The organism is Staphylococcus chromogenes, assembly GCF_029024625.1.
Taxonomy (GTDB): domain Bacteria; phylum Bacillota; class Bacilli; order Staphylococcales; family Staphylococcaceae; genus Staphylococcus; species Staphylococcus chromogenes.
This window is the reverse complement of record NZ_CP118953.1, coordinates 608,190-631,563: the sequence shown is the minus strand read 5'-3', so window position 1 is coordinate 631,563 and position 23,374 is coordinate 608,190. Positions and strand designations below refer to the sequence as shown.

The window sequence follows — 23,374 nt, the reverse complement described above, 5'->3', positions numbered from 1 at the left end:
CCTCCTTTCAAGAGTTAAATTTTTACCAGCTAGCTTTACGTACGCCAGGAATTTGACCTTTATAAGCTAATTCACGGAAACAAATACGGCAAAGTTTAAATTTACGATAAACAGAATGTGGACGACCACAACGTTCGCAACGTGTATATTCACGTACTTGGAACTTTTGTTCCTTTTGTTGTTTAACAACCATTGATTTTTTAGCCACTTATTTAGCCTCCTTTAGAGATTATTTTTGAAATGGCATACCGAATTGTGTTAACAATTCACGAGCTTCCTCGTCAGTGTTAGCAGTAGTAACGATAACGATATCCATTCCACGAACTTTTGATACTTTATCATAATCGATTTCAGGGAAAATTAATTGTTCTTTAACACCTAAAGTGTAGTTACCGCGACCATCGAATGCGTTTTTAGAAACACCGCGGAAATCACGTACACGTGGTAATGATACAGAGATTAATTTATCTAAGAATTCATACATTCTTTCACCACGTAATGTTACTTTAGCACCAATTGGCATACCTTCACGTAAACGGAAAGTCGCAACTGATTTTTTAGCTTTAGTGATTAAAGGTTTTTGACCAGTGATTGCTGTTAACTCCTCAACTGCTGTATCTAATACTTTAGAGTTTTGAACTGCATCACCAACACCCATGTTTACTACGATTTTATCAATTTTTGGTACTTCCATTACTGAGCTATAGTTGAATTTTTTTACTAAGTTCTCACTAACTTCAGTGTTGAATTTTTCTTTTAAACGGTTCAAAGTGGATCCTCCTTTCAACTTTTATTATTTATTAGACTTGATTTCTTCGCCTGATTTTTTAGCGATTCTTACTTTTTTACCATCAACAAATTTGTAGCCTACACGTGTAGGTTTGTTTGTTTTAGGGTCTAATAATTGTACGTTAGAAACATGAATAGCTGCTTCAGTTTCTAAGATTCCACCTTCAGGATTGATTTGAGTTGGTTTTTGGTGTTTTTTAACTACGTTTACACCTTCCACAACGACACGGTCTTTTTTAGGTTCAGTTGCTACGACTTTACCTGTTTTACCTTTGTCTTTACCTGCGATAACGATTACGTTGTCACCTTTTTTGATATGCATGTGGGCACCTCCTTGAATTGTGATTTAGATTTTATAAATTATAGTACTTCTGGTGCAAGAGAAACGATTTTCATAAAGTTTCCTTCACGTAATTCACGCGCTACTGGACCGAAGATACGAGTACCACGTGGTCCTTTGTCGTCACGAATGATAACACATGCATTTTCATCAAATTTGATGTAAGAACCGTCTTTACGACGTACACCTGATTTTGTACGTACCACTACAGCTTTAACAACATCGCCTTTCTTAACAACGCCTCCTGGTGTAGCATTTTTAACAGTTGCTACGATGACGTCACCGATGTTTGCTGTTTTACGGCCAGATCCACCTAATACTTTGATTGTAAGTACTTCACGAGCACCAGAGTTGTCTGCTACTTTTAAACGTGTTTCTTGTTGGATCATGATTAAACCTCCCTTATCTTTAAATAGTCATTAAATAATTACTGATTCTTCGACAATTTCTACTAAACGGAAACGTTTTGTCGCTGATAAAGGACGAGTTTCTTGAATTTTAACGATATCTCCTAGTTTAGCTGAATTGTTTTCGTCATGTGTTTTATATTTCTTAGAATATTTTACACGTTTACCATATAGTTTGTGTGTTTTGTATGTTTCAACTAAAACAGTCACTGTTTTGTCCATTTTGTCTGAAACGACTTTACCAACGTAAACTTTACGATCATTTCTTTCGCTCACTTTAGTAACCTCCTCTTTCAACTATTATTGGTTTGCTTTTCCTTGTTCTAATTCTCTTTCACGCGCAACAGTTTTAAGACGTGCAATTGTTTTTCTGACTGTTTTAATACGTGCCGTCTCTTCTAATTGACCTGTAGCTAATTGAAAGCGTAGGTTAAAAAGCTCTTCTTTCGATGATTTGATTTGCTCTTCGATTTCTGAAGTGGTTAAGTCTCTAATTTCCTTAGCTTTCATTTGTTTCACCACCCAATTCTTCACGTTTTACAAACTTCGTTTTAACTGGAAGTTTGTGGCTCGCTAAACGTAATGCCTCACGCGCAACTTCTTCAGATACGCCTGCAACTTCAAATAAAATACGACCTGGTTTTACAACTGCGATCCAGCCTTCTACCGCACCTTTACCAGCACCCATACGTACTTCTAAAGGTTTTTTAGTATATGGTGTATGAGGGAAGATTTTAATCCAAACTTTCCCGCCACGTTTCATGTAACGTGTCATAGCGATACGAGCTGATTCGATTTGACGAGAAGTGATCCAAGATGTTGTAGTTGCTTGTAAACCAAATTCGCCAAATGTTACGTAGTTACCGCCTTTAGAACGACCTTTAGTGTCAGGACGATGTTGACGACGATATTTTACACGCTTTGGTAGTAACATAATTATTTTCCTCCTTCACTATTTTTCTTAGTAGGAAGAACTTCACCACGATAAATCCATACTTTAACACCTAACTTACCATAAGTTGTGTCAGCTTCAGCATGTGCATAGTCAATGTCAGCACGTAATGTATGAAGTGGTACAGTTCCTTCTGAATATTGTTCAGCACGCGCGATGTCAGCGCCACCTAAACGACCTGAAACTTGAGTTTTGATACCTTTTGCGCCAAGTTTCATTGCTCTTCCGATTGCTTGTTTTTGTACACGACGGAATGATGCACGGTTTTCTAATTGACGTGCAATGTTTTCAGCTACTAAACGAGCATCTAAATCAACTTTCTTGATTTCAACAACGTTGATGTGTACTTTTTTGTCAGTTAATTGGTTTAATTTGTTACGAAGTTTTTCGATTTCTGAACCGCCTTTACCAATAACCATACCCGGTTTACCAGTATGAATTGCGATGTTAATACGGTTAGCAGCACGTTCAATCTCAACGTGAGATACTGACGCATCTTTTAATGCGTTGTCGATAAATTTACGAATTTTTAAGTCTTCGTGTAATAATGATGCGAAGTCTTTTTCAGCGAACCATTTCGCTTCCCAGTCGCGGATGATACCAACACGAAGTCCGATTGGATTAATTTTTTGACCCACGGTATTCCCTCCTTAGTATTTATTAAGCTTCTTTAGCTTCTTCTTTACCATCACTTACAACGATTGTAATGTGGCTTGTTCTTTTGTTAATTGCGCTCGCACGGCCTTGTGCACGTGGACGGAAACGTTTTAATGTTGGTCCTTCGTTAGCGTATGCTTCTTTAACAACTAATTCATCAGTGTTCATTCCATAGTTGTGCTCAGCATTTGCTAAAGCGGACATTAATAATTTTTCTACTACTGGAGAAGAAGCTTTGTTTGTTAATTTTAAAATCGCTACTGCTTCTCTTACGTCTTTTCCTCTGATTAGATCTAATACTAATCTAACTTTACGAGGTGCGATTCTGATCGTTCTAGCAACCGCTTTTGCTTCCATTCGTATTTCCTCCTCTACTTACGTTATTATCTTCTTGTTTTCTTGTCGTCTGCAGCGTGTCCTTTAAATGTACGAGTTGGAGCAAATTCACCTAATTTGTGACCAACCATATCTTCAGTTACATATACAGGTACGTGTTTGCGACCATCATATACTGCAAATGTGTGTCCAATGAAGTTTGGGAAAATTGTTGAACGACGTGACCATGTTTTAATTACTTGTTTCTTTTCGCTGTCGCCTTGAGCTTCAACTTTTTTCATTAAATGATCATCGACGAAAGGTCCCTTTTTAATACTACGAGCCATAGTGGCGCCTCCTTTCTTATTGTGTGCGTGCAGCTAGGAAGCCGCACACCCAAATAAGCTATTTTTATTTTTTCTTACGTCTACGAACGATAAGTTTGTCTGAATGTTTCTTACCACGACGTGTTTTCTTACCAAGCGTTGGTTTACCCCATGGTGACATAGGAGATGGACGTCCGATTGGCGCACGGCCTTCACCACCACCGTGTGGGTGATCGTTAGGGTTCATTACAGAACCACGAACAGTAGGTCTTTTACCTAACCATCTTGATTTACCAGCTTTACCAACGTTTACAAGTTCGTGTTGAAGGTTACCAACTTGACCGATTGTTGCACGACAAGTTGAAAGAATCATACGTACTTCACCAGAACGAAGTCTTACAAGAACGTATTTACCTTCTTTACCTAATACTTGTGCACTTGCACCAGCTGAACGTGCGATTTGACCGCCGCGTCCTGGTTTTAATTCGATATTGTGGATAACAGTACCTACAGGAATGTCTTTTAATTGAAGTGCGTTACCAACTTTAATGTCAGCTTCTGAACCACTTTCAATTATTTGACCTACTTGTAATCCTTTTGGTGCGATGATGTAACGTTTCTCACCATCTGCGTATACGATTAATGCAATGTTTGCTGATCTGTTTGGATCATATTGGATAGAATCAACTTTACCAGCAATTCCATCTTTGTTACGTTTGAAATCAATCACACGGTATTGACGTTTGTGACCGCCACCATGGTGACGTACAGTCAATTTACCTTGGTTGTTACGACCCGCTTTTTTCGGTAGCGGTTGTAATAATGACTTTTCTGGTTTAGATTCAGTAATTTCAGCGAAATCTAAAGTAGTCATATTACGACGACCATTTGTAATTGGCTTATAATATTTTAATGCCATTGTCGCTTACCTCCTTATTGGTATGTTTTTTAGTTGAATAAGTCGATTTGACCTTCTTTTAAAGTTACGATAGCTTTACGACGTTTGTTTGTATAGCCTTGGTAACGGCCCATACGTTTCTTTTTAGGTTTGTAGTTAATGATATTAACATTCGCTACTTTTACATCGAAGATTTCTTCCACAGCAATTTTAACCTGTGTTTTGTTGGCACGTACATCTACATCAAAAGTGTATTTGTCCTCAGCCATTGCTTCAGATGATTTTTCAGTAATTACGGGGCGCTTTAGAATATCTCTCGCTTCCATTATCCGAGCACCTCCTCAACTTTTTTAACTGCTTCTTCAGTGATTAAAACACTGTCAGCGTGTGTTAAATCTAATACGTTTAATCCTTCTGGAGTTGTAATTTGAACACCAGGGATGTTACGTGCAGATAATTCAACGTTTACGTCTTCACTAAGTGTTACAACTAATACTTTCTTAGGTAATTCTAAGTTCGTTAATGTTGTTTTAAAGTCTTTAGTTTTTGGAGCGTCTAAGTTGAAGTTATCAACGATTTTAAGTCCGTTTTCTTGGACTTTGTAAGATAATGCAGAACGTAATGCTAAACGACGCATTTTCTTAGGCATTTTGTAGCTGTAGCTTCTTGGTGTTGGGCCGAATACTACACCACCGCCACGCCATTGTGGAGCACGGATTGTACCTTGACGTGCACGTCCTGTACCTTTTTGTCTCCATGGTTTACGTCCACCGCCACGAACAGCTGAACGATTTTTAACAGCATGTGTTCCTTGGCGTAATGAAGCGCGTTGTAAGTTAATCGCTTCGAATAATACTTCGTTGTTAGGTTCGATTGCGAATACTGCATCGCTAAGTTCAACTGAACCAGCTTTAGATCCGTCAACTTTTAATACATCATAATTTGCCATTATGCATTTCCTCCTTTCGCTACTTATTATTTGTTAGCTTTAATTGCTGTTTGGATTTGAACAAAACCTTTTTTAGGGCCAGGTACGTTACCTTTAACTAAAATTACGTTGTTTTCCGTATCTACTTGAACAACTTCTAAGTTTTGAACAGTGACAGTATTACCGCCCATACGGCCTGGTAATTTTTGTCCTTTAAATACGCGAGACGCATCTGACGCCATACCGATTGAACCTGGTGCTCTGTGGAAATGAGAACCGTGTGACATAGGTCCACGTGCTTGGTTGTGACGTTTAATTGCACCTTGGAAACCTTTACCTTTTGAAGTTCCTGTTACGTCAATAATGTCGCCTGCTTCGAATGTATCTACTGAGACTTCTTGACCTACTTCGTATTCATCAACGTTTACGTTTCTGAATTCACGAATGAAGCGCTTAGGTGTTACGCCAGCTTTTTTCGCATGTCCTTCAGCTGGTTTGTTCGCATATTTGTTTGTTTTGCTATCTTTTTTGTACGCTAATTTGTCGTCGAAACCGATTTGTACAGCATTGTAACCGTCGATTTCTTCAGTTTTCTTTTGTAAAACAACATTTCCTTTTGCTTCTACTACTGTTACTGGAATTAAGTCTCCGTTTTCACCGAATACTTGAGTCATTCCAATTTTTCTTCCTAAGATTCCTTTGGTCATCGAAAGTCCACCTCCTAAAATTTTCTATTATAATTTAATTTCGATGTCTACACCTGATGGTAAGTTTAATCCCATTAAAGCATCAACTGTTTTTGGTGTAGGATTAACAATGTCGATTAAACGTTTATGAGTACGTTGTTCGAATTGCTCACGTGAATCTTTGTACTTATGCACCGCACGGATAATTGTGTACACTGATTTTTCTGTTGGCAACGGGATTGGTCCTGATACGTCTGCACCAGAACGTTTCGCAGTTTCAACAATTTTTTCAGCTGATTGATCGATTACACGGTGATCATAAGCTTTTAATCTGATTCTGATTTTTTGTTTTGCCATAATTTACCCTCCTTGTTCGTCTTCATTAGTGATAAGACTTCTCCACGAAAACTATCTCACACAACGCCATGGCAAAGCGGCCGGGTGTGTCAGTAACCTTTCGCTTCATCGCATTAAAAGTCCAACATTAGACATCTTACACGAAAAAGTAGATTCGTTCAACCTTTTTTCTGTAAAATATTTATGTCTAATTCACATACCCCATTATTTTACTCTAAATAGGCCACTACTTCAACACTTTTTTGTGAATTTCTTCAATATTTTTAACTTACAAACCTTCTATATTAAATATGAGTTTTTTATTACATTTCAGAACTCATTATGTTTTCGTCCATAGGAGTTGATGACGAAAGTACGAATCCTATTTGCTATTGCCAAATTCTAAATTAGTCTCTTAAAACAAAAAAATTGGACATTGCAGTTAATGCCCAATTTTTCGAGTAAGTATACATCTTCACTTAGCCATGTACAAATACAAAATACAATATAAAAATAACTAATAATGCATACATTATTGGATGAACTTCTCTGTGACGTTTCGTTAAAACCATCGTGATCGGATAGAAGATAAACCCACAAGCGATCCCTGTTGCGATTGAATAAGAAAGTGGCATCATAATAATCGTCACAAATGCAGGCACGGCGACTTCAAAGTTCTTCCAACTTATGGAAGCAAGATTTGAAGCCATCAGTACACCTACCACCACAAGCGCGGGTGTCGTTACAGCTGGCGTCACAACAGCCATTAATGGGCTAAAGAATAGAGCTAATAAGAAACAAAAGCCGGTAATAATACTTGCAAACCCTGTTCTGGCACCTACAGCCACGCCTGATGTTGATTCAATATAAGAAGTGGTTGTCGTCGTACCAAAAATGGCACCTACCATTGTTGCAAGTGAATCTGAAAATAGCGCACGTCCTGCTCTTGGCAGACGGTTATTTTTCATGAAACCTGCTTGTGAAGCAACGGCAACGATAGTTCCTGCTGTATCAAAGAAATCTATAAATAAAAACGTTAAAATGACAATTAAAAACTGAACCGTAAATAACTGTGCTGGGTCTTGAAATGCTTCAAAAGCTGCGCCAAACGTCGGTGCAATACTTGGGACTTTACCTATCACACCTGTCGGAGGTGCAATTTGCTGTGTGATAAGTCCAGCAATCGCTGTAAGGACCATCCCTATAAAAATAGCACCTGGCACCTTTTTAGCATAAAGAATAATCGTTATCACAATCCCAAACACTGCCAGTAAAACATGGGGTTCTGTAAGTTTACCTAATGTGACTAATGTAGCATCTTGGTTCGTTATGATTCCAGAACTTTGTAGACCTACAAATGTAATAAAAAGTCCTATTCCGGAAGAAACGGCCATTTTCATTTCGAAAGGAATCGCATTAATAATCGTTTCCCTTAGACCCGTGGCTGTTAAAATCGCAAAGATAAAACCGGAAAACAGTACGCCAGTTAAACCCGTTTGCCATGGAATGCCCATCGTTAGTACAACTGTGAAGGCAAAAAAGGCATTTAATCCCATCCCAGGGGCAAGTGCGATTGGATAACGGGCAATAATCCCCATAAATAAACACCCTACAAATGCAGCTAAAGCCGTGGCTACAAATATAGCGCCCTTATCCATTTTTTGATCAGGTGATACACCGTCAACTCCTGCTAAACTCAACACTTGTGGGTTGACAGCTAAAATATAGGCCATAGACAAAAACGTGGTTAATCCACCAAGAATTTCACGCTTAAAATTCGTTTGGTGTTCTTCAAAACGGAAATATCGCTTCACTTTTATTAGCTCCTTTTATCAAAATACTTTCATATTTTAATACGTACACTGACTTTTTTCAACATAATTCCGAACTTTAAGAAGATATATGTTGATTAAGTTCGATTTTAGCTACAATTTTAATCCTTTTAATGCATCTTTGAATGGATTATTATCAATATCTTCATCTTTCATATATTTTTTCATATCATGTTTCGAAACTTTATCTTTTCCTTTAGATTTTAAACGTTGATTCATTTGTTCTTGGGTTTCTGTGTGACCACATACACAACGATACGTTGCTTGGTTCCCTGTTCCAAACTTCGTCAATCTTTTTTTACATTGTGGACATCTCGCCTTTGTTTGCGTCTTAACATCTTTTTTTGTTTTACAAGATGGATCCTGACACACGAGCATTGAACCGTTTTTCGTTTTGACCTTAAGCATAAATTTCCCACAAGTTGGACACTCAGCAGAAGTTAAATTATCATGCTTATATTTTTGATCACTCTCTTTAATTGTGTGAATCACTTCATTCGTAAACTTTTTCATTTCTTCAATAAAATCTTGACGGCGATACTGACCTTTCTCAATACGTAACAACTTATCTTCCCATTCAGCAGTGAGCATCGGTGAAGTTAAGGCTTGAGGTGCTAAATTTAATATTTGCATACCTTTTGAAGTGACTTTTAATTGGCCTCCATGGCTTTCAATGGCATTCATATTAAATAGTTTTTCAATGATGTCTGCACGTGTCGCAACCGTTCCTATGCCACCCGTGGCTTTTAAGGTTTCTGCGGAATGTTTGTTTTCTAGGTTGAAAAATTGATCAGGACGCTCCATCGCTTTTAATAATGTTCCTTCATTGAAATATGAAGGCGGTGTTGTTTCATGTGATTGAATTGTAACCTCAACATTTTTTAGTTCGTCACCTTGATGGATAGAAAATGATGTTTCCTTCCTATGGTCCTCTTTTTGTAAGGCTTTAAAACCTAATTGGGTAACAACCTCACTTTTATGCACAAATTGATATTTACCTATTTGCCCCACAACGCGTCGCTCAATATATTGATACGGGTCTGATAACACTTCAAGAAAGCGTTGGACAACCATTAAATAGATTTTCTTTTCATTGGCACCTAATGCATCTATATCCACACGCACTTCTGTTGGGATAATCGCATGATGATCTGATACTTTTTGGTTATTAACGCAACTGAGTTTAGGTGTAAATATGCGTTTGACTAAAGACTGGGCTGTTGGTTTATACTCTGTAGCCATCACTGCTTGTAATCGTTCTTTAATGGTACCGACCATATCTGTCGTTAAATAGTTTGAATCCGTCCGAGGATATGTGAGTACTTTGTGACGTTCATATAAACTTTGAAGCGCATTCAAAGTTTGCTTCGCACCAATTTTGTAGCGTTGATATGCCATCTGTTGCACATCTGTTAAATTAAACAAACGTCCAGGATATGTTTTCTTCTCTTTTTCTTTAACTTCTACAATTTTTAAAAGTTGTTTTTGAATATCTGACTCAATTTTTTCTAACTTGTTGCGCTCAAACACGCGTTGATTTTGGTCTAGCTTGAACGGGATGCCTTCCGCTTTGAGTTCAAGCGTATAATACGTTTGAGGTTTGAATTTTTTTATGTCTTCTTGGCGTTGTTGAATCAATTTAAGCGTTGGCGTTTGAACTCTTCCTAGAGATAATTGCGCATCATAACGTGTGGTGAGTGCGCGCGTCGCATTAATTCCCACAATCCAGTCCGCTTCACTGCGCGCAAGGGCCGCTTGATATAACGGATAATAATGTTTTGCATCTTTGAGTTGACGAAAGCCTTGTTGGATGGCTTTCGGTGTAACCGAACTAATCCATAAACGCTTCAATGGCTTTTTCACATGCACCTTATCTAAAATTAATCGTGCGACTAACTCTCCTTCTCGTCCCGCATCTGTAGCGATAATAACGTCTTTAACATCTTCTCTTTTTAATAAATGCTGAACTGTGTTAAATTGTTTGCGCGTTTTACCAATAACAATTGTTTTCATATGTTTTGGGATGATAGGTAAATCTTCTAAGCGCCATTGCTGATATTTTTTATCATATTGTTCTGGTGTTGCATTTGTGACTAAATGTCCTAATGCCCATGTAATAATATATTGTTGATTTTCGAAATAGCCATTTTTTTGTTGTGTGACATGTAAAGCTTTTGCGATGTCTCTCCCTACGGATGGCTTTTCTGCAAGTACTAAAGATTTCATTCATCTACTCCTATTCCAACTTGGTATTGTAATCATTGTAACATGCCTCTTATTGACACACTTCCATTTCCTATCAAAACAAATTATAATTAATTTAAAGAATCCACTAAGGAGGGGCACTATGAAAGTTACTCAAGTCACTTCCGTTGATCGTATTTCAAACTTTATTAAGGAAAATGTTTCAACATCACAGTCTTACACCAACAAACTCCCGCTTCAATATGACAAAGCTTATGATATGTATCTTGAAGAGGCCATTCAAACAACAGGGATTTTCGTATTAGAAGAAAATGGAGCGATTCAAATGGCACTTATTTGCATCCCCTATCTTGAAAATCGCTATAAAGTCATCGGCCCTATCACTCAAAAAGACTATCTTCCAACCGGTGATGCGTTTGAACTTTTATTTAATGCAGCTACTTCGTCACATGCAAAACCAGCGACATATTACTTTGCCTATGCTGCTGAAAATGAACACATTAAAGCCTATATGAAAACGATTGGAGCGTCTTATACTTTTACTGATTATCACCTCTCTACACATACAGATTTAGGAGAAACGGAAAATATTCATCACATTATTGATTATAAGCCGGCCTACTTCAAATATTTCAAAAAATTACATGAAGATACTTTTTCACACAATGCGATGCGCGCCGAGGAAATCGTTGAAACCTTAGATGCACAACATCAACTTAAACTATACATGGCAGAAGGTATTTTAAAAGGGTACTTGTATTTGATTTTAAACCCAAATGAAGGACATGCGGAAATCCGTTATTTTTCTTCGCATACGCATTATCGTTTGAAAGGCATTGCTTTTGATTTAATTCAACACGCGATACATGAAGCGTTGGCTCAACCCGATATACACGATGTTTATTTTAAAATTCGAAGTAAAAATCATCGTCTGGTCGAACGTTTTCATGAATTCGGTTTTGAAATGACCTCTGAATACCGCAAATTCAAATTAGCACGATAAACGTAAGGGACTCAAAGTCAGTGTGCTTTAAGTCCCTTTTATGCTGGTATAAAGAAATATTGATACAAATATAAAATAATAATGCTGATGACAATCGTGATATTACTTGCCATCGCGATCATCGGTAATGTTTTATATTGAAATTGAACTGCATATGATAAAATTGCGACACCAACAGGGAGTACCCAAATCAATTGTAACGTGGTTTTAATCATATCGTCTTGTACTGGAAGAAAAAAGTATACTAAAAATCCACATATTATACCCAAGCCATAATGTAGGCCTAGATATTTAAGTGTAAGTGGTAAAAAGTGACGTTCAATTTTAAAATCTAGTAAAACCCCTAACAGAATCATAGATAAAGGTAAATTCGCTTTTCCTACCATATCAAAAAAGTCGAGCATGACATGGGGTAATTCGAAGTGAGCCAAATTTAGAAATATCATCAGGATATAAGTCATTAAAGGTACAGACCGAACACAACTCAATAAAATTGTTCGCGCATTTAAAGTACCTTCGACATTTTTATAATAACCCGCGACAAAGTAAGTGATACCAAACATGAGTATCGCTCCTCCAATATCAGCCATCCCGAAATACAATAGCCCTTTTTCAGGCCACATTTCTTGAACAAGTGGGTAAGCAAAAATACCTATATTTAAAGAAGCCATCATCATAGCGACTGTCCCACGAACCTCGTTATCATATTTTAAAAAGAGCCACACGACGAACATTTTAGTGAAGGCTCCGTAAATTACCATCATGAGCGGTAACACAGATAAAGAAGGCGTTAAAGTTACACCATTAAGATTGACGATTACCACTGAAGGTAATGTCACGTTCAGCACTAAGGTTGTTAAAACTTTTGCTTCTGATCCTTTAACATAACCTGTACGCTTCAATATATAACCTAACGCTATTAATAATATAATCATGATAAACCGTTCAGTCATCGTTTCACCTCTTTCATTTTTCTTAGCTACTTTATGTACCTTTAACCTTTCGATTCATCATAAATTAAATTTAATGATATCATTCAAGCATGTTATAATATACCTATTAAAAGGAGGCTTATGGATATGAATTTAGAAGCCCAACTTCAAGAGCTCAAAATGGATTATGTACGCTTACAAGGTGATTTAGAAAAACGTGAATCTACGGGCCAACATGTAGATCCCTTAATCCAACAACTTGAGGCATTAGAAAACGAAATAGCAAACATTCGTCAGCAGCTTCAAAATACACCTCAGTAACTCATTAGCGTCATAATTTCGTTGACGAGAAAGGACAATCACATGCTTATATATTTTCTCTTATTACCTTTACTTTATTTAATCGTAAGTTATCTCAGTATCTTTAAAATGAACTTGCGCTTATCAAGTATATTAAGAATTATTTTGGCGATATTACTCATCATCGTCATTGCTTCATCATTAGCCTATCATACGTTTAGCACGTGGTGGTTATTCGTCGTCTTATTGTTACTTATCGGAAATGTCGAAATAACGGCATTTAAACATTCAAAAAATGACGAAAAAGGCGTTCATATTCTTAATATGATGACCGTTCTTATCTTTGTGATTTATATCATTTTAACTTTCGTCATGATATAACGGTCTGATGATATAGGGAGGAAATGAAAAGACGTAGGTCTTCTCACTTCCTCCCCTTATTTTTGATTAATGATAAAGTGGCGCAAGTTGCGTAAGTCGTTTTAACGCTTCAAGTAGCTGTGACTCATCGATTGCGAAAGACACACGTACATATCCTTCTCCTTCGCTTCCAAACGGATGCCCGGGTGCTACTAATATCGAATATTGCGCTAAAAGATATTCGACGAAGGCATCGCTTGAAAAGCCTGGTGGACAAGGTAGCCATAAAAAGATACCGCCTTTTATGGGTTCATGTGGAATCTTTGCTGCCTTCAATTTTTCTTCAATCAGATTTCTTCGCTGCTTAAAAATATTTGCTTGTTCACGAAGAACTTCATCACAATCATTTAACGCCACTGTGCACGCATCTTGTAAAGCCCCATACATTCCGGCTTGTGTATGTGTATGATATTTTTTTAAATTAGCAATCATCTCTTTATTACCCACGGCAAATCCAACCCGGTACCCTGACATGTTATATCCTTTCGAAAAAGAGAAGACTTCAATGGCCCGTTCTTTTGCTCCGTTTGCAGCTAATAGACTTGGATTAGGTGCATCAAAACCAAATGCTTGATATGCAAAATCATGGACAAACATTGTCTCAGTATCTTTAAAATAATCCATCGTCTGTTGAAAAAATTCTGGTGATGCCACAGAACCTGTAGGGTTATTAGGATAAGTCAAATAAATCAATTTGGTCTCTGACGTATCTATCTCTTCCCATTGGGGTAAATAGTGGTGCTCAGGATACAACTTTAAAGGTTGCGGTTGCCCGTGGGCTAAGCGTACGCCCGCTTCATAATCTGTATATCCTGGGTCAGGTAAGAGTACTTTATCTCCTGGCTCAATGACACATGTAGGTAAAGCGACCAGACCATTTTTCGTTCCATAAAATAGACACACTTCTGTTTCTGGATCTAAGGTAACACCAAAATGACGGTCGTAAAAATCAACGATGGCTTGTTTAAATGCTGCTTTTCCATGAAAGGCTAAATATTTTTGATTTACTGGTTCGCGAATCGCCTTTTCTAAAGCTTTTAAAATTGTTTCAGGTGTATCTGCATCAGGAATACCGACCGCTAAATTAATTAACGGTAAAGGTCCATGTTTGACCTCTTTCCCCATTGTTTTACCAAAATAACTCTCTGGAATCTCATCTAAAATTGTTGTGTAACTCATCTGACGGCCCCCTTTAATCCATAAAAGTCCTCTTCCTTACGATATAAACAAAGGGCATGAGATTTGGAAATTTTAATCATTTCTATCTCACACCCTCCGATCATTTGTGAACGCTATTGCAATGGATGTTTTAAAGTCTTAATCAATAGATATAAGGACATACGCATATGTTTTGCTGAGCATCATTAAAACATCAATATATCGAATTGTTAATAGCCTATCAAATCAATATGGATTCGTCAATTTTATTTTTTTCTACTTAGTTTCGCTTTGAGCGTAAATAAGATTTCGTATATTACTGGCACTACAATCAACGTTAGTAAAGTTGAAGATAACAAACCACCAATAACCGTAGCGGCGAGTCCTTTGGAAATGAGCACCGAACTGTTTTGTCCAAATAATAGTGGAATTAACGCGCCTATGGTTGCAATTGCCGTCATTAAAATTGGACGTATACGTGTACCCCCCGCTTCAAGTAATGCCTCTTTCATCGACATGCCTTCTTTTTCATTATTGATGACACGATCGATTAAAACAATGGCATTCGTCACAACGATACCAATTAACATCAGCATCCCTATCATACTAGGCACTGATAAGGTTTCACCCGTGGCCATTAATGCAAGCACTACGCCAATCACCGTATACGGTAATGAGAAAAGGATAGTAAATGGTGCCAAACCTCCTTTAAACGTGAGAACGAGCACTAAATAAACAATAATGATGGCTGCAAGCATTGCGACTAATAATTGTGAGAAAGCGTCATTAATATCGTCATTCGTGCCACCCACAGAAGTTTTAACATTTTGAGGTTTATCTAACTTATTGAGTGATTTCATGACTTCTTGTGTGATAGACCCGACATCTTTGCTAGAAATATTCGCAGTCACCGTACTTGTATAATCGCCACTTTCTTTCACAAAAGAATTAGGCGTTATCGTTTTTTCAAGCGTCGCGATATCACTTAATTTTAAATTCTCATCCATAGGTGAAGGAATAGGTGTATTTTCTAGTTTGCTCTGTGTCCAGTTCGTTTCTTTTTGATTTTTAACCACAACGTCGTAAGTCTGTTGTTTATCTTTCAGTTTGGAAATAGTACTATCTGGAATATTTTGATTGAGTAACAGTGCCAATTGTCCAGCCGTAATTCCAGCATCGCCTGCACGTTCTTGATCAACTTTAACTTCATATTGATCATACGTTTCCGTTAAATCTGATTTGACGTTGGTCAATCCTTTCATATCTGACAAGCGTTTTTCAACCTCATGTACAGTCCCTTTAATGGCATTCGTTGAAGGTCCTGTTACTTTGACTTCAAGTTGATTTGACCCTGTACCTGTACTCATATCTAAGTGTTGCCAATCTCCTGGGTGATGATAAGTTGCGATATGTTTTAATACACGTTCAGGTTCCGTATCAAATTGCGGCGTGTCTGAATCATATTCCACCATCAAAGCCGTACTGTTTGTACTACCGGTTGGATCAGTGGGTGACGGTCCTCCCACGGAATATTGAACATTTCTTACTTTATCTTTGCTATTTAAATATTTTTGAACTTGTGCCGCATTTTTTAACACATCTTCTTTCGTTTCTCCTGGTTTAGGTTTATACGTTAAGGCCATAAACTTATCTTCACCAGTTGAAATAAAACTCGTGCCGATATTCATACTTCCTAACACAATACTTCCTACTAAAATCATCGTACTTAAGAGTAATACAATCCATTTATGATCTAAACTCCACCCCAGTATACGACGATAACCTTGGCCCACACGTCCGAGATGATGCTTAGGTTGCTTTTTCAACCCATTTTTGAAAAATAATGACCCTAAAACTGGCACAATTGTAATCGATACTAGAAGTGATGCAAGTAAACTAAAGGTTACGGCATAAGCAAAGGGTCGAAACATTTCACCAACAGAGCCTGTCACAAAGGCAAGTGGTGCGAATACAACGATCGTTACAAGTGTTGATGACATAATTGGAACAAATACTTCTTTTGTGGCATCAATAATTAAATGATCACCAGTAAGCGTTTCGTCTTTTTTGGCGAGACGTCGATAGATATTTTCAATAACGACGATCGCATCATCTATGACACGTCCCACGGCTACAGTCAAAGCCCCTAACGTTAAAATATTTAATGAAACATCTGTTAACTTTAAAGCCACCATCGCAATTAAAATAGAAAGCGGTATCGAGACAATTGAGATTGCAGTCATTTTAATATTTCTTAGGAAAAGTAAGATAACAATAATGGCCACAATTGCACCGAGTAATGCCTTCTCAATCATCGTTGATAATGCATCTTTAATAGGTTTTGCGGTATCCATTATTTTAACGGTTTTTAAATCTGACTGTTCTTTTACAAAGTCTTGAATTTTTTGGTCAACTTCATTAGCGACTGCCACAGTATTGGCATCTTGTGCCTTTACAATTTGCACATCAACCGCATCTTGCCCGTTTGTCTTAGAAATCGATTTTCGTTCATCTGTTAATTTGACTTGGGCCAAGTCACTGAGCGGTACTTTGGTATTACTTTGAGTGGCATTGCTCGTTTGAGGCATCGTCATAGAAGAAGTTTCATCACTTTGTCCCTCTCTAGCACTTCCGTCTCCTTCACTCTGTGTTGATGATGAAGGCGTTTGACTCGCAATCACTAACGGGATTTGTAGATCTTTTAAAGCTCGGACAGACGTAAATTGTCCATCAATCACAACAGATTTTTCGTTATTGCCGAACTGAAACAGACCTAACGGCGTCTCTTTTGTGGCTCCTTTGATATAGTCAGCCACTTGTTGTTGGTTTAAGCCGACCTCATTTAATTTTTTATCATCAAAAGTAATTGTGACCTCACGTGCGGTTTGACCATTTACCGTGGCACGTTGGACACCATTGATTTCTTGTAAACGTGGAACGAGATTTTCTTCGACTTCTTTTGTTGTCGCTTTCACATCGTTCTGCTTATTTAAAAATGAATAGGCCACGACTGGAAAGGCATACATGGAGTTGCGCTGGATTTCTGGCTCTTGAACACCCTCTGAGAATTTCATTTTTTGTAATGACTTCTGAATCGCTTGTTCTGCTTTGTCTAAATCCGTTTGGTCATCAAATTTAACCGTGATGATAGAGGCATTCGATAAGGACTCCGTTTTAACACTGGTCACATCAGCCATTCCCCGAATCTCTTCATCTATAGGATCACTGACTTCTTTCATCACAGTTTCTGGAGTTGCTCCCGGCATCGTTGTCGTAATAGTCATCATCGGAGGCTCAGTATCTGGCAACAACTCCAATTTCATTTTAAAACTTGCATATATCCCCCCTAATATTACAAGTAAAACCATTAACATAATTGCAAATTTATTTGATAGGGAAAAGTCTATCAGTTTTTTTATCACCCGTATCGCTCCCTTATTTTACATCTTAATGTTAAAGTAACACATTTTTTAACCTATGAGTATCTTATTTTGGACAAAATATTTATAGGGGGGAACTTTGTCATAATCGCTAACTAAAAAACACTAGCGATTTTATATTTTAAACACTAAATAAGCCACCAAAATTTATGCTCAGATAAATTTTGATGGCTTTGACCATACAAAATATATTAAATTTTCTTCAACTCACTCGCACACTTATTTATCTACTGTGTCACGCGACTTAACTGAAACATCTAAAGTTTTATGGACAAGCCTCTTTCACATTAATAAGAGAGGTAACTTTATATATCAAGATAGCGAGAGTTTACGTCTTACAGTATTCAATATTAGCTTAAAATACTTTAAGAGTTTTTTATTTTACGTACGATTTTAATCTTCAATTGTGTCAATTGAGGTTTGAATTGTTCTACAGCTTTATAGACAATCGGATTAAGGACAAAATCAAATTCACCTATTTTTTCACTTAAATAAGTGCCCCATGCTTTTTTAAACGTCCATAAGCCATAATGGCTTGAATTTTTATCGGGCTGATTGTCTGTTCCACCGAAGTCATACGTTTTTGCTCCCTTTTCTCGTGCGTATTGCATCATTTTAAATTGCATATGATGGTTGGGTAAGAAGTCACGATAATCATTTGAAGAAGCCCCATATAAATAATAGGATTTATGACCACAGAACATAAGGAGCGCCCCTGATAGATAACGGCCCTCTGGATGTGTTTTTTCTAGTTGTTCTAAATCTTGAATCAAACTGTCTGTTTTATTTTGTTTATTTTTGACATCGTTGATTTTGTTTAACGTTTTCTTGTCTTGCTTTTTCGCTTTAAGTCTTGCTTCTTCTTGATCTAAAGACTGACGTTCTTGACGCAATTCCTTTAGGACAGGTTTAGGCTCTAACTTAACAAGAATGAGTTCTGCATCTCCATCTTCATGTAGTGCATCGTAAATCGTCTCAAAGTAAGACACATCTCTTGTTAGGAAACCGTCTCGTTCTCCCGTTTCTTTCATAAGTTGTGCAAATATCTTTAAGTCCTCGCGACCTTTACGTTCAACTTTTGTACCCCTTTTTAATGCTAAACGTACTTTTGATCGGTTACGGTTATCAAAGCTTTTAATCAATTCTTCGTCGGTTTGATCTAAAGGTGTAATCATCGTCATACGGGGTTGAATATAATCTTTTGATAAACCTTGTTTAAAACCTTTATGTCTAAATCCTAAAGCTTTTAATTCATCGACCACTGATGAATCTTCATCGACTTCAACATCAGGATCTATTTTTATAGTATAAGATTTCTCTTGCTTGGCGATTTTAATCGCCTCAGCAAGCAATACTTTAACTGCTAGTTTATTTGTGTAATCCACGACGAATCCACGAGAAGCATAGCATAAAGTAAAAGGCGTGCGAGGGATTTTTTTAAATAATAATTGTGCGACACCCTTGATTTCTCCGTTTTCACCAACTGCAATGCGTTTGGCGTACCAACCTGTTAATTTTTTGGTTTCACCCCACTTTGTAAGTTGGAGTAAATCACCATTAGGATGCTCTTTTACAAACGCATCATGTTCTTGATCCGTAATATTCATTAATTTCATGTCTACTGACTCCTTTAAATCTGCTAAGAGGAAATTTATTCTATCTTTTCTCCACTTCGTCTGTCCTCTGAGAACTATGCTATACTGATAATATTTAGGAGGACTGACGATGAGAAATATCGCATTAATTATTTTAACATTCATTCAGCTCATTGTATTAATAATTTCAATTCTGTATCGCATCAATATAGACTATTTGAGTTTACGCATTATCCTTGTCGCGCTCGTCTCGGTATTATCACTTTATATGATTTTACTTTATCAATCGAAACGTCAACTCTACATTGCCATTGGTAGTTTAATGCTCGCTTTGATTCATGTCATATGGCTCATAATGACAGTTTATCACGTCGTTTATTCATAAGGAGGGATAAATTGATAGTTTGCGCCACGTGTTCTAATTAATATAGGCGCATCTATTGTTTGATCGACCAAGTGTAAGGTGTCGATGATATCTTCGCGACCTTCAGTTATTTTAAACTTTACTTTTTGTGCTGGACTATATAAAAGCGTATATTTATCACTTTCTTCAATCACTTGCATATCAAACCATTTTTTCCATTGATCCACCATTGTGTGACGTTGATGTGTTTTAAACTCTACCATATCAATGTCAAGGTGCCGTTGAAATGAACTTTCTAAATCCGCCTGCCTTGTCTCATCGTCTTTATTCCATTGAATGAAAAAAGGCATCATCATATCATATTCGTGGTCATTGACATAGAGCAATTGCCACTCAATTAAGTTCCCCTTTTTGTTATAACGTGTCATTTTAACTGGGCCTATGGTTTCCAATCCTCTTTCTTTAAATTGCGACTTTAACTTATGAATGTCGTGCGTGCGAAAACATATCTTCTTAAATCCTTGTTTATAGCCATTGGCCATAATTGATGTCGCAAACGAGTATTTACCTTCATGAGTTTTAGATTGGTGCTTTATTTTTCCTTTATCAAAAATATCTATTAATTCGATATACTTCAAGTCAATATGTACGAGTCGGTTAAATGTTCCTAGTTTTTCGTGTTGTCCCCCTTTTTGAATTGTTAAATATTCTCCAGGAAACTCAAAATGGTTTAATCCCTTTATATAATGAATGATATGATCAAATTCTATATCTACCACAGTCACCCCTCCTCTTGTTCTTATGTGGTTTATTTTACCAAACATTTTAGGAAAGAGAACAGTAATCCTATTTCTCTCACGCGATTTAAATCGACTAAACAAGCCCTAAAACTTGGAGAATAAAATTTGAACATTCCTTAAATTTACCTGAGTAAATCCAGCTTTTTACGATTTGCGTGCTATAATAATGGTAAGAATAAAGAAATCGTTTGAGAGGAAGACGTCAATGGAACCATCATTATTATTTGACAGATTTACTAAACTGTATCGACCTTATATCAAAATGGTACAACCTTTAATGACAGAATATGACCTGCATCCAGCGCAGTGGTTGGTGATGAAAGATATCGCCGTAAATGTCGATACGACGCTTGTTCAAATATCAAAACGTCGTTCCATCGAAAAACCAACCACACGGAAAATTTTAAAAGCCTTAGAATCTCGTGGATGGATTATGGCACGTACAGGCGTCGATCGCCGAGAAAAACTATTACAACTTTCTCCTCAAGGTCAAGAAGTCTATCAACAACTCAAATCCAAAATAGAAGCCACACAACAATTTCATATTAATAATTTAGGTTTAACAGAAGAAGAATATCAACGTATCGTTTCAATTTTAGATGAACTCTATGATGCGATGATTACTTATATTGATCAACAGCACGCCTAATTGCTTTTTGGGAGCTTGTCAGTAATACTCCTTATACTGACAAGCTCCTTTTATCTATGTCATAGATCTTCTTATACTTTCTTCTTTGTAAATAAACATCCGATTCTTTTTTACGCTTTTTTTACTTCATTTTAATAACTCCAAAAAATTTATTCTGATATACTTAAATAAATTAATAACTGTTAGGAGTGAATTCAATGAAAAAATTTTTAGTTTCATGCTTATCTATAAGTTTGATAAGTTCAACAGTCATGATGCATCCTATTGATGCTAAAACCGAAACACCGCGCTTACAAATCCACGATATTCAAGGTAATACATATCAGTCTAAATACGCCAACCAACACGTTGATGCTGTCCAAGGTATTGTCACTTATCAATATAAAATTAATGGCCAACATTATTTTCACTTACAAACCCCTGACCGTAATGCTGATAATGATCCTAAAACTTCTGAAGGGATTATCGTCTATACTGGTAAAGAAGCCCCTCAAGTTAAAGTTGGCGATGCGATTGAAGTTTCAGGTTTAGTCTCTGAATATGCCATCGAAGGGTACCCAGATAAACAAAAAACCGATCAACCGATTACCGAAATTGATGCGCGTCCTGAAAAACAAGGAAAAATTATAGTTAAAGCCTCTCACCAATCTCTTCCGAAACCAATAAAAATCAATCGTATCCCCTCTAAAATCTCTTCTACAGATGGACGTTTTAATCCAAAAACCAATGCCTTAGATTATTGGGAATCATTAGAAGGGATGCGTGTACAAGTTGACGACGTCAGAAGTGTAGGCCCCCAAGAACATGGCGATTTGTTTACTGTTCAAAATAACGTAAAACCTGAAACAAAAAACGGTGGAATTTTATTAAAAGAAAACGATGCGAATGGGCAACGCATTCCTTTTAAGCTTTATGATGCACAACAACAAGGACGTAATTTTGATGTTGCGACAGGAGATCATTTTAAAGGTCCTCTCATTGGATATGTCAATTATGGTTATCAAAACTATAAAATCAACATTGATTACGAAACGATGAAAAAGGCCCACTCAAAAGGGACAGCTCAACCTAAAGGGACGCAGTTTACGTCTTCTAAAGATAAACTTACAATGGCCTCCTATAATCTCGAAAACTTTTCAAATAATGCTTATACGACAACCAATGACAAAGCTGAAAAATTAGCCAATGGCATCGTTAGCCATATGAAAAGCCCAGATATTATCGGCGTCACTGAAGTTCAAGATAATGATGGTTCTGGTAAAGGCGGACCTGCAGCCAATGAATCGTATGAACGCCTTATTAAAACCATTCAAGCAACGGGCGGACCTAAATATGAATATAAAAGCATCGATCCAGAAATGAATAAAGACGGAGGACAACCGAATGCCAATATTCGTGTCGGCTTTTTATATCGTCCGGATCGTGTCTCATTTAATAATGAAATAAAAGCGGGAGACGCAAATACCGCTGTTGATTACAAAGACGGTAAATTGACGCGAAATCCAGGCAGAATAGATCCTCACAATCCAGCATTTACCAATTCAAGAAAACCACTTGCTGCACAATTCACGTTTAAAGGCCAATCGATTATTGCCATTGTGAACCATTGGAATTCAAAAAATGGGGATGATGCGCTTTTTGGCCGTCAACAACCTGTTGAACGACGAAGCGAAGCACAACGAGTTGAAATGGCAAAAGCAGTCGGTGAATTTGTGAAACAAGTATATAGAGAGAACCCTAAAGCTAATATTATTTCTGTAGGGGATTATAATGATTTCCAATGGTCTCAACCTTTAAAAACATTTGAAAATTACGGCATGACCAATCTTGTTAATCGTGTGCCTTTAAAATTGCGCTATTCTTATAATTATCAAGGTAATGCACAAACGTTAGATCATGTTTTTGTCTCAAAAAACCTCGCTTCTCGTGCGAAGTTAGATATGATTCACGTCAATAGTGATTTCACTGAAATGTCTGGTCGTGCAAGTGATCATGACCCATTACTAACACAAATAGATTTTTCTAAATAAACATTTGTAAAA

General features: G+C 37.1%; 28 protein-coding genes. 6 read left to right on the top strand and 22 right to left on the bottom strand.

The window, feature by feature from the left end:
* Positions 1-22: 22 nt before the first annotated feature.
* The 17 genes from PYW36_RS02860 to PYW36_RS02780 form a co-directional block, all read right to left on the bottom strand.
* Positions 23-208: a type Z 30S ribosomal protein S14 gene (locus PYW36_RS02860; protein WP_037574783.1), complete on the bottom strand. Its 186-nt coding sequence runs from the start codon at positions 206-208 to the stop codon at positions 23-25.
* 21 nt (positions 209-229) lie between these two features.
* Positions 230-769 (bottom strand): 50S ribosomal protein L5, encoded by a 540-nt coding sequence (gene rplE, locus PYW36_RS02855; protein WP_037574785.1) that lies wholly within the window; start codon positions 767-769, stop codon positions 230-232.
* 24 nt (positions 770-793) lie between these two features.
* Positions 794-1,111 carry a 50S ribosomal protein L24 gene (rplX, locus tag PYW36_RS02850; RefSeq protein WP_037567116.1) on the bottom strand — a complete coding sequence of 106 codons (318 nt, stop codon included), beginning with the start codon at positions 1,109-1,111 and terminating at the stop codon, positions 794-796.
* A gap of 38 nt (positions 1,112-1,149) precedes the next feature.
* Positions 1,150-1,518 carry a 50S ribosomal protein L14 gene (gene rplN / locus PYW36_RS02845; protein WP_014613222.1) on the bottom strand — a complete coding sequence of 123 codons (369 nt, stop codon included), beginning with the start codon at positions 1,516-1,518 and terminating at the stop codon, positions 1,150-1,152.
* 30 nt (positions 1,519-1,548) lie between these two features.
* Positions 1,549-1,812 carry a 30S ribosomal protein S17 gene (rpsQ, locus tag PYW36_RS02840; protein WP_037567114.1) on the bottom strand — a complete coding sequence of 88 codons (264 nt, stop codon included), beginning with the start codon at positions 1,810-1,812 and terminating at the stop codon, positions 1,549-1,551.
* Positions 1,813-1,836: 24 nt separating this feature from the next.
* Positions 1,837-2,046, bottom strand: a complete 210-nt coding sequence (gene rpmC / locus PYW36_RS02835) for a 50S ribosomal protein L29 (RefSeq protein WP_014613220.1) — start codon at positions 2,044-2,046, stop codon at positions 1,837-1,839.
* Complete coding sequence (gene rplP, locus PYW36_RS02830; RefSeq protein WP_037567112.1) at positions 2,036-2,470, bottom strand: 50S ribosomal protein L16; 435 nt, start codon at positions 2,468-2,470, stop codon at positions 2,036-2,038. Before rplP ends, rpmC begins: the two co-directional genes overlap by 11 nt.
* 2 nt (positions 2,471-2,472) lie before the next feature.
* Positions 2,473-3,126, bottom strand: coding sequence for a 30S ribosomal protein S3 (gene rpsC / locus PYW36_RS02825; protein ID WP_037574787.1), 654 nt, complete (start codon positions 3,124-3,126; stop codon positions 2,473-2,475).
* A 22-nt stretch (positions 3,127-3,148) separates the two neighbouring features.
* Positions 3,149-3,502 (bottom strand): 50S ribosomal protein L22, encoded by a 354-nt coding sequence (gene rplV, locus PYW36_RS02820; protein WP_037574789.1) that lies wholly within the window; start codon positions 3,500-3,502, stop codon positions 3,149-3,151.
* 26 nt (positions 3,503-3,528) lie between these two features.
* Positions 3,529-3,807 carry a 30S ribosomal protein S19 gene (rpsS, locus tag PYW36_RS02815; RefSeq protein WP_014613216.1) on the bottom strand — a complete coding sequence of 93 codons (279 nt, stop codon included), beginning with the start codon at positions 3,805-3,807 and terminating at the stop codon, positions 3,529-3,531.
* Positions 3,808-3,871: 64 nt separating this feature from the next.
* Complete coding sequence (gene rplB / locus PYW36_RS02810; protein WP_103158736.1) at positions 3,872-4,705, bottom strand: 50S ribosomal protein L2; 834 nt, start codon at positions 4,703-4,705, stop codon at positions 3,872-3,874.
* A 29-nt stretch (positions 4,706-4,734) separates the two neighbouring features.
* Positions 4,735-5,010: a 50S ribosomal protein L23 gene (rplW, locus tag PYW36_RS02805; RefSeq protein ID WP_037567103.1), complete on the bottom strand. Its 276-nt coding sequence runs from the start codon at positions 5,008-5,010 to the stop codon at positions 4,735-4,737.
* Positions 5,010-5,633, bottom strand: coding sequence for a 50S ribosomal protein L4 (gene rplD / locus PYW36_RS02800; protein ID WP_037574793.1), 624 nt, complete (start codon positions 5,631-5,633; stop codon positions 5,010-5,012). Before rplD ends, rplW begins: the two co-directional genes overlap by 1 nt.
* A 26-nt stretch (positions 5,634-5,659) precedes the next feature.
* Positions 5,660-6,319 (bottom strand): 50S ribosomal protein L3, encoded by a 660-nt coding sequence (gene rplC, locus PYW36_RS02795; RefSeq protein ID WP_037574795.1) that lies wholly within the window; start codon positions 6,317-6,319, stop codon positions 5,660-5,662.
* A gap of 27 nt (positions 6,320-6,346) precedes the next feature.
* Positions 6,347-6,655 (bottom strand): 30S ribosomal protein S10, encoded by a 309-nt coding sequence (gene rpsJ, locus PYW36_RS02790; RefSeq protein WP_001118667.1) that lies wholly within the window; start codon positions 6,653-6,655, stop codon positions 6,347-6,349.
* Positions 6,656-7,113: 458 nt separating this feature from the next.
* A complete protein-coding gene (locus PYW36_RS02785) occupies positions 7,114-8,448 on the bottom strand; it encodes an NCS2 family permease (protein WP_037574797.1) in 1,335 nt (444 codons plus the stop codon).
* Between the two features lie 111 nt (positions 8,449-8,559).
* Positions 8,560-10,692: a DNA topoisomerase III gene (locus tag PYW36_RS02780; protein WP_103158734.1), complete on the bottom strand. Its 2,133-nt coding sequence runs from the start codon at positions 10,690-10,692 to the stop codon at positions 8,560-8,562.
* Positions 10,693-10,813: 121 nt separating this feature from the next.
* Between PYW36_RS02780 and PYW36_RS02775 the strand changes: the two genes are divergently transcribed.
* Positions 10,814-11,674 (top strand): GNAT family N-acetyltransferase, encoded by an 861-nt coding sequence (locus PYW36_RS02775; protein WP_103158733.1) that lies wholly within the window; start codon positions 10,814-10,816, stop codon positions 11,672-11,674.
* A gap of 38 nt (positions 11,675-11,712) precedes the next feature.
* On the opposite strand, the gene PYW36_RS02770 is transcribed toward PYW36_RS02775, so the two are convergent.
* On the bottom strand, positions 11,713-12,627 hold the full coding sequence (locus PYW36_RS02770; RefSeq protein ID WP_103158732.1) for an AEC family transporter: 915 nt from the start codon (positions 12,625-12,627) through the stop codon (positions 11,713-11,715).
* A 126-nt stretch (positions 12,628-12,753) separates the two neighbouring features.
* On the opposite strand from PYW36_RS02770, the gene PYW36_RS02765 reads away from it, so the two are divergent.
* The gene (locus PYW36_RS02765) at positions 12,754-12,927 is read left to right on the top strand and encodes an SE1832 family protein (protein ID WP_169301477.1); all 174 of its coding nucleotides are present in this window, start codon (positions 12,754-12,756) and stop codon (positions 12,925-12,927) included.
* Between the two features lie 42 nt (positions 12,928-12,969).
* Entirely contained in the window at positions 12,970-13,287 is a 318-nt protein-coding gene (gene mspA / locus PYW36_RS02760) for a membrane stabilizing protein MspA (RefSeq protein ID WP_037574805.1), read from the top strand.
* A gap of 66 nt (positions 13,288-13,353) precedes the next feature.
* Here mspA and PYW36_RS02755 read toward each other — a convergent pair whose 3' ends face one another.
* The 3 genes from PYW36_RS02755 to PYW36_RS02745 all read right to left on the bottom strand — a co-directional run bounded on the left by PYW36_RS02755 (position 13,354) and on the right by PYW36_RS02745 (position 19,540).
* Complete coding sequence (locus tag PYW36_RS02755; protein ID WP_103159005.1) at positions 13,354-14,505, bottom strand: aminotransferase class I/II-fold pyridoxal phosphate-dependent enzyme; 1,152 nt, start codon at positions 14,503-14,505, stop codon at positions 13,354-13,356.
* Between the two features lie 245 nt (positions 14,506-14,750).
* Positions 14,751-17,906: an efflux RND transporter permease subunit gene (locus PYW36_RS02750; RefSeq protein ID WP_103159004.1), complete on the bottom strand. Its 3,156-nt coding sequence runs from the start codon at positions 17,904-17,906 to the stop codon at positions 14,751-14,753.
* A gap of 383 nt (positions 17,907-18,289) precedes the next feature.
* Positions 18,290-19,540, bottom strand: coding sequence for a lipid II:glycine glycyltransferase FemX (locus tag PYW36_RS02745; RefSeq protein ID WP_103159003.1), 1,251 nt, complete (start codon positions 19,538-19,540; stop codon positions 18,290-18,292).
* Positions 19,541-19,649: 109 nt separating this feature from the next.
* Here PYW36_RS02745 and PYW36_RS02740 point away from each other — a divergent pair, with 109 nt between their 5' ends.
* Positions 19,650-19,904, top strand: a complete 255-nt coding sequence (locus PYW36_RS02740) for a hypothetical protein (RefSeq protein ID WP_103159002.1) — start codon at positions 19,650-19,652, stop codon at positions 19,902-19,904.
* On the opposite strand, the gene PYW36_RS02735 is transcribed toward PYW36_RS02740, so the two are convergent.
* Positions 19,895-20,662, bottom strand: coding sequence for a VOC family protein (locus PYW36_RS02735; RefSeq protein WP_103159001.1), 768 nt, complete (start codon positions 20,660-20,662; stop codon positions 19,895-19,897). The two genes, PYW36_RS02740 and PYW36_RS02735, sit on opposite strands and share 10 nt — an antisense overlap.
* A 226-nt stretch (positions 20,663-20,888) precedes the next feature.
* Between PYW36_RS02735 and PYW36_RS02730 the strand changes: the two genes are divergently transcribed.
* Both PYW36_RS02730 and PYW36_RS02725 read left to right on the top strand, forming a co-directional pair.
* Positions 20,889-21,332: a MarR family winged helix-turn-helix transcriptional regulator gene (locus tag PYW36_RS02730; RefSeq protein WP_037574814.1), complete on the top strand. Its 444-nt coding sequence runs from the start codon at positions 20,889-20,891 to the stop codon at positions 21,330-21,332.
* A 197-nt stretch (positions 21,333-21,529) separates the two neighbouring features.
* Positions 21,530-23,362: an endonuclease/exonuclease/phosphatase family protein gene (locus tag PYW36_RS02725; protein WP_103159000.1), complete on the top strand. Its 1,833-nt coding sequence runs from the start codon at positions 21,530-21,532 to the stop codon at positions 23,360-23,362.
* Positions 23,363-23,374 lie beyond the last annotated feature (12 nt).

Coding starts and splice junctions, on each gene's coding strand:
- rplX (WP_037567116.1), bottom strand. CDS start 1,111: ATGCATATCAAAAAAGGTGACAACGTAATCGTTATCGCAGGTAAAGAC.
- rplN (WP_014613222.1), bottom strand. CDS start 1,518: ATGATCCAACAAGAAACACGTTTAAAAGTAGCAGACAACTCTGGTGCT.
- rpmC (WP_014613220.1), bottom strand. CDS start 2,046: ATGAAAGCTAAGGAAATTAGAGACTTAACCACTTCAGAAATCGAAGAG.
- rplP (WP_037567112.1), bottom strand. CDS start 2,470: ATGTTACTACCAAAGCGTGTAAAATATCGTCGTCAACATCGTCCTGAC.
- rplV (WP_037574789.1), bottom strand. CDS start 3,502: ATGGAAGCAAAAGCGGTTGCTAGAACGATCAGAATCGCACCTCGTAAA.
- rpsS (WP_014613216.1), bottom strand. CDS start 3,807: ATGGCTCGTAGTATTAAAAAGGGACCTTTCGTCGATGATCATTTAATG.
- rplB (WP_103158736.1), bottom strand. CDS start 4,705: ATGGCATTAAAATATTATAAGCCAATTACAAATGGTCGTCGTAATATG.
- rplW (WP_037567103.1), bottom strand. CDS start 5,010: ATGGAAGCGAGAGATATTCTAAAGCGCCCCGTAATTACTGAAAAATCA.
- rplD (WP_037574793.1), bottom strand. CDS start 5,633: ATGGCAAATTATGATGTATTAAAAGTTGACGGATCTAAAGCTGGTTCA.
- rplC (WP_037574795.1), bottom strand. CDS start 6,319: ATGACCAAAGGAATCTTAGGAAGAAAAATTGGAATGACTCAAGTATTC.
- rpsJ (WP_001118667.1), bottom strand. CDS start 6,655: ATGGCAAAACAAAAAATCAGAATCAGATTAAAAGCTTATGATCACCGT.
- PYW36_RS02780 (WP_103158734.1), bottom strand. CDS start 10,692: ATGAAATCTTTAGTACTTGCAGAAAAGCCATCCGTAGGGAGAGACATC.
- PYW36_RS02775 (WP_103158733.1), top strand. CDS start 10,814: ATGAAAGTTACTCAAGTCACTTCCGTTGATCGTATTTCAAACTTTATT.
- PYW36_RS02770 (WP_103158732.1), bottom strand. CDS start 12,627: ATGACTGAACGGTTTATCATGATTATATTATTAATAGCGTTAGGTTAT.
- PYW36_RS02765 (WP_169301477.1), top strand. CDS start 12,754: ATGAATTTAGAAGCCCAACTTCAAGAGCTCAAAATGGATTATGTACGC.
- mspA (WP_037574805.1), top strand. CDS start 12,970: ATGCTTATATATTTTCTCTTATTACCTTTACTTTATTTAATCGTAAGT.
- PYW36_RS02755 (WP_103159005.1), bottom strand. CDS start 14,505: ATGAGTTACACAACAATTTTAGATGAGATTCCAGAGAGTTATTTTGGT.
- PYW36_RS02745 (WP_103159003.1), bottom strand. CDS start 19,540: ATGAAATTAATGAATATTACGGATCAAGAACATGATGCGTTTGTAAAA.
- PYW36_RS02740 (WP_103159002.1), top strand. CDS start 19,650: ATGAGAAATATCGCATTAATTATTTTAACATTCATTCAGCTCATTGTA.
- PYW36_RS02730 (WP_037574814.1), top strand. CDS start 20,889: ATGGAACCATCATTATTATTTGACAGATTTACTAAACTGTATCGACCT.
- PYW36_RS02725 (WP_103159000.1), top strand. CDS start 21,530: ATGAAAAAATTTTTAGTTTCATGCTTATCTATAAGTTTGATAAGTTCA.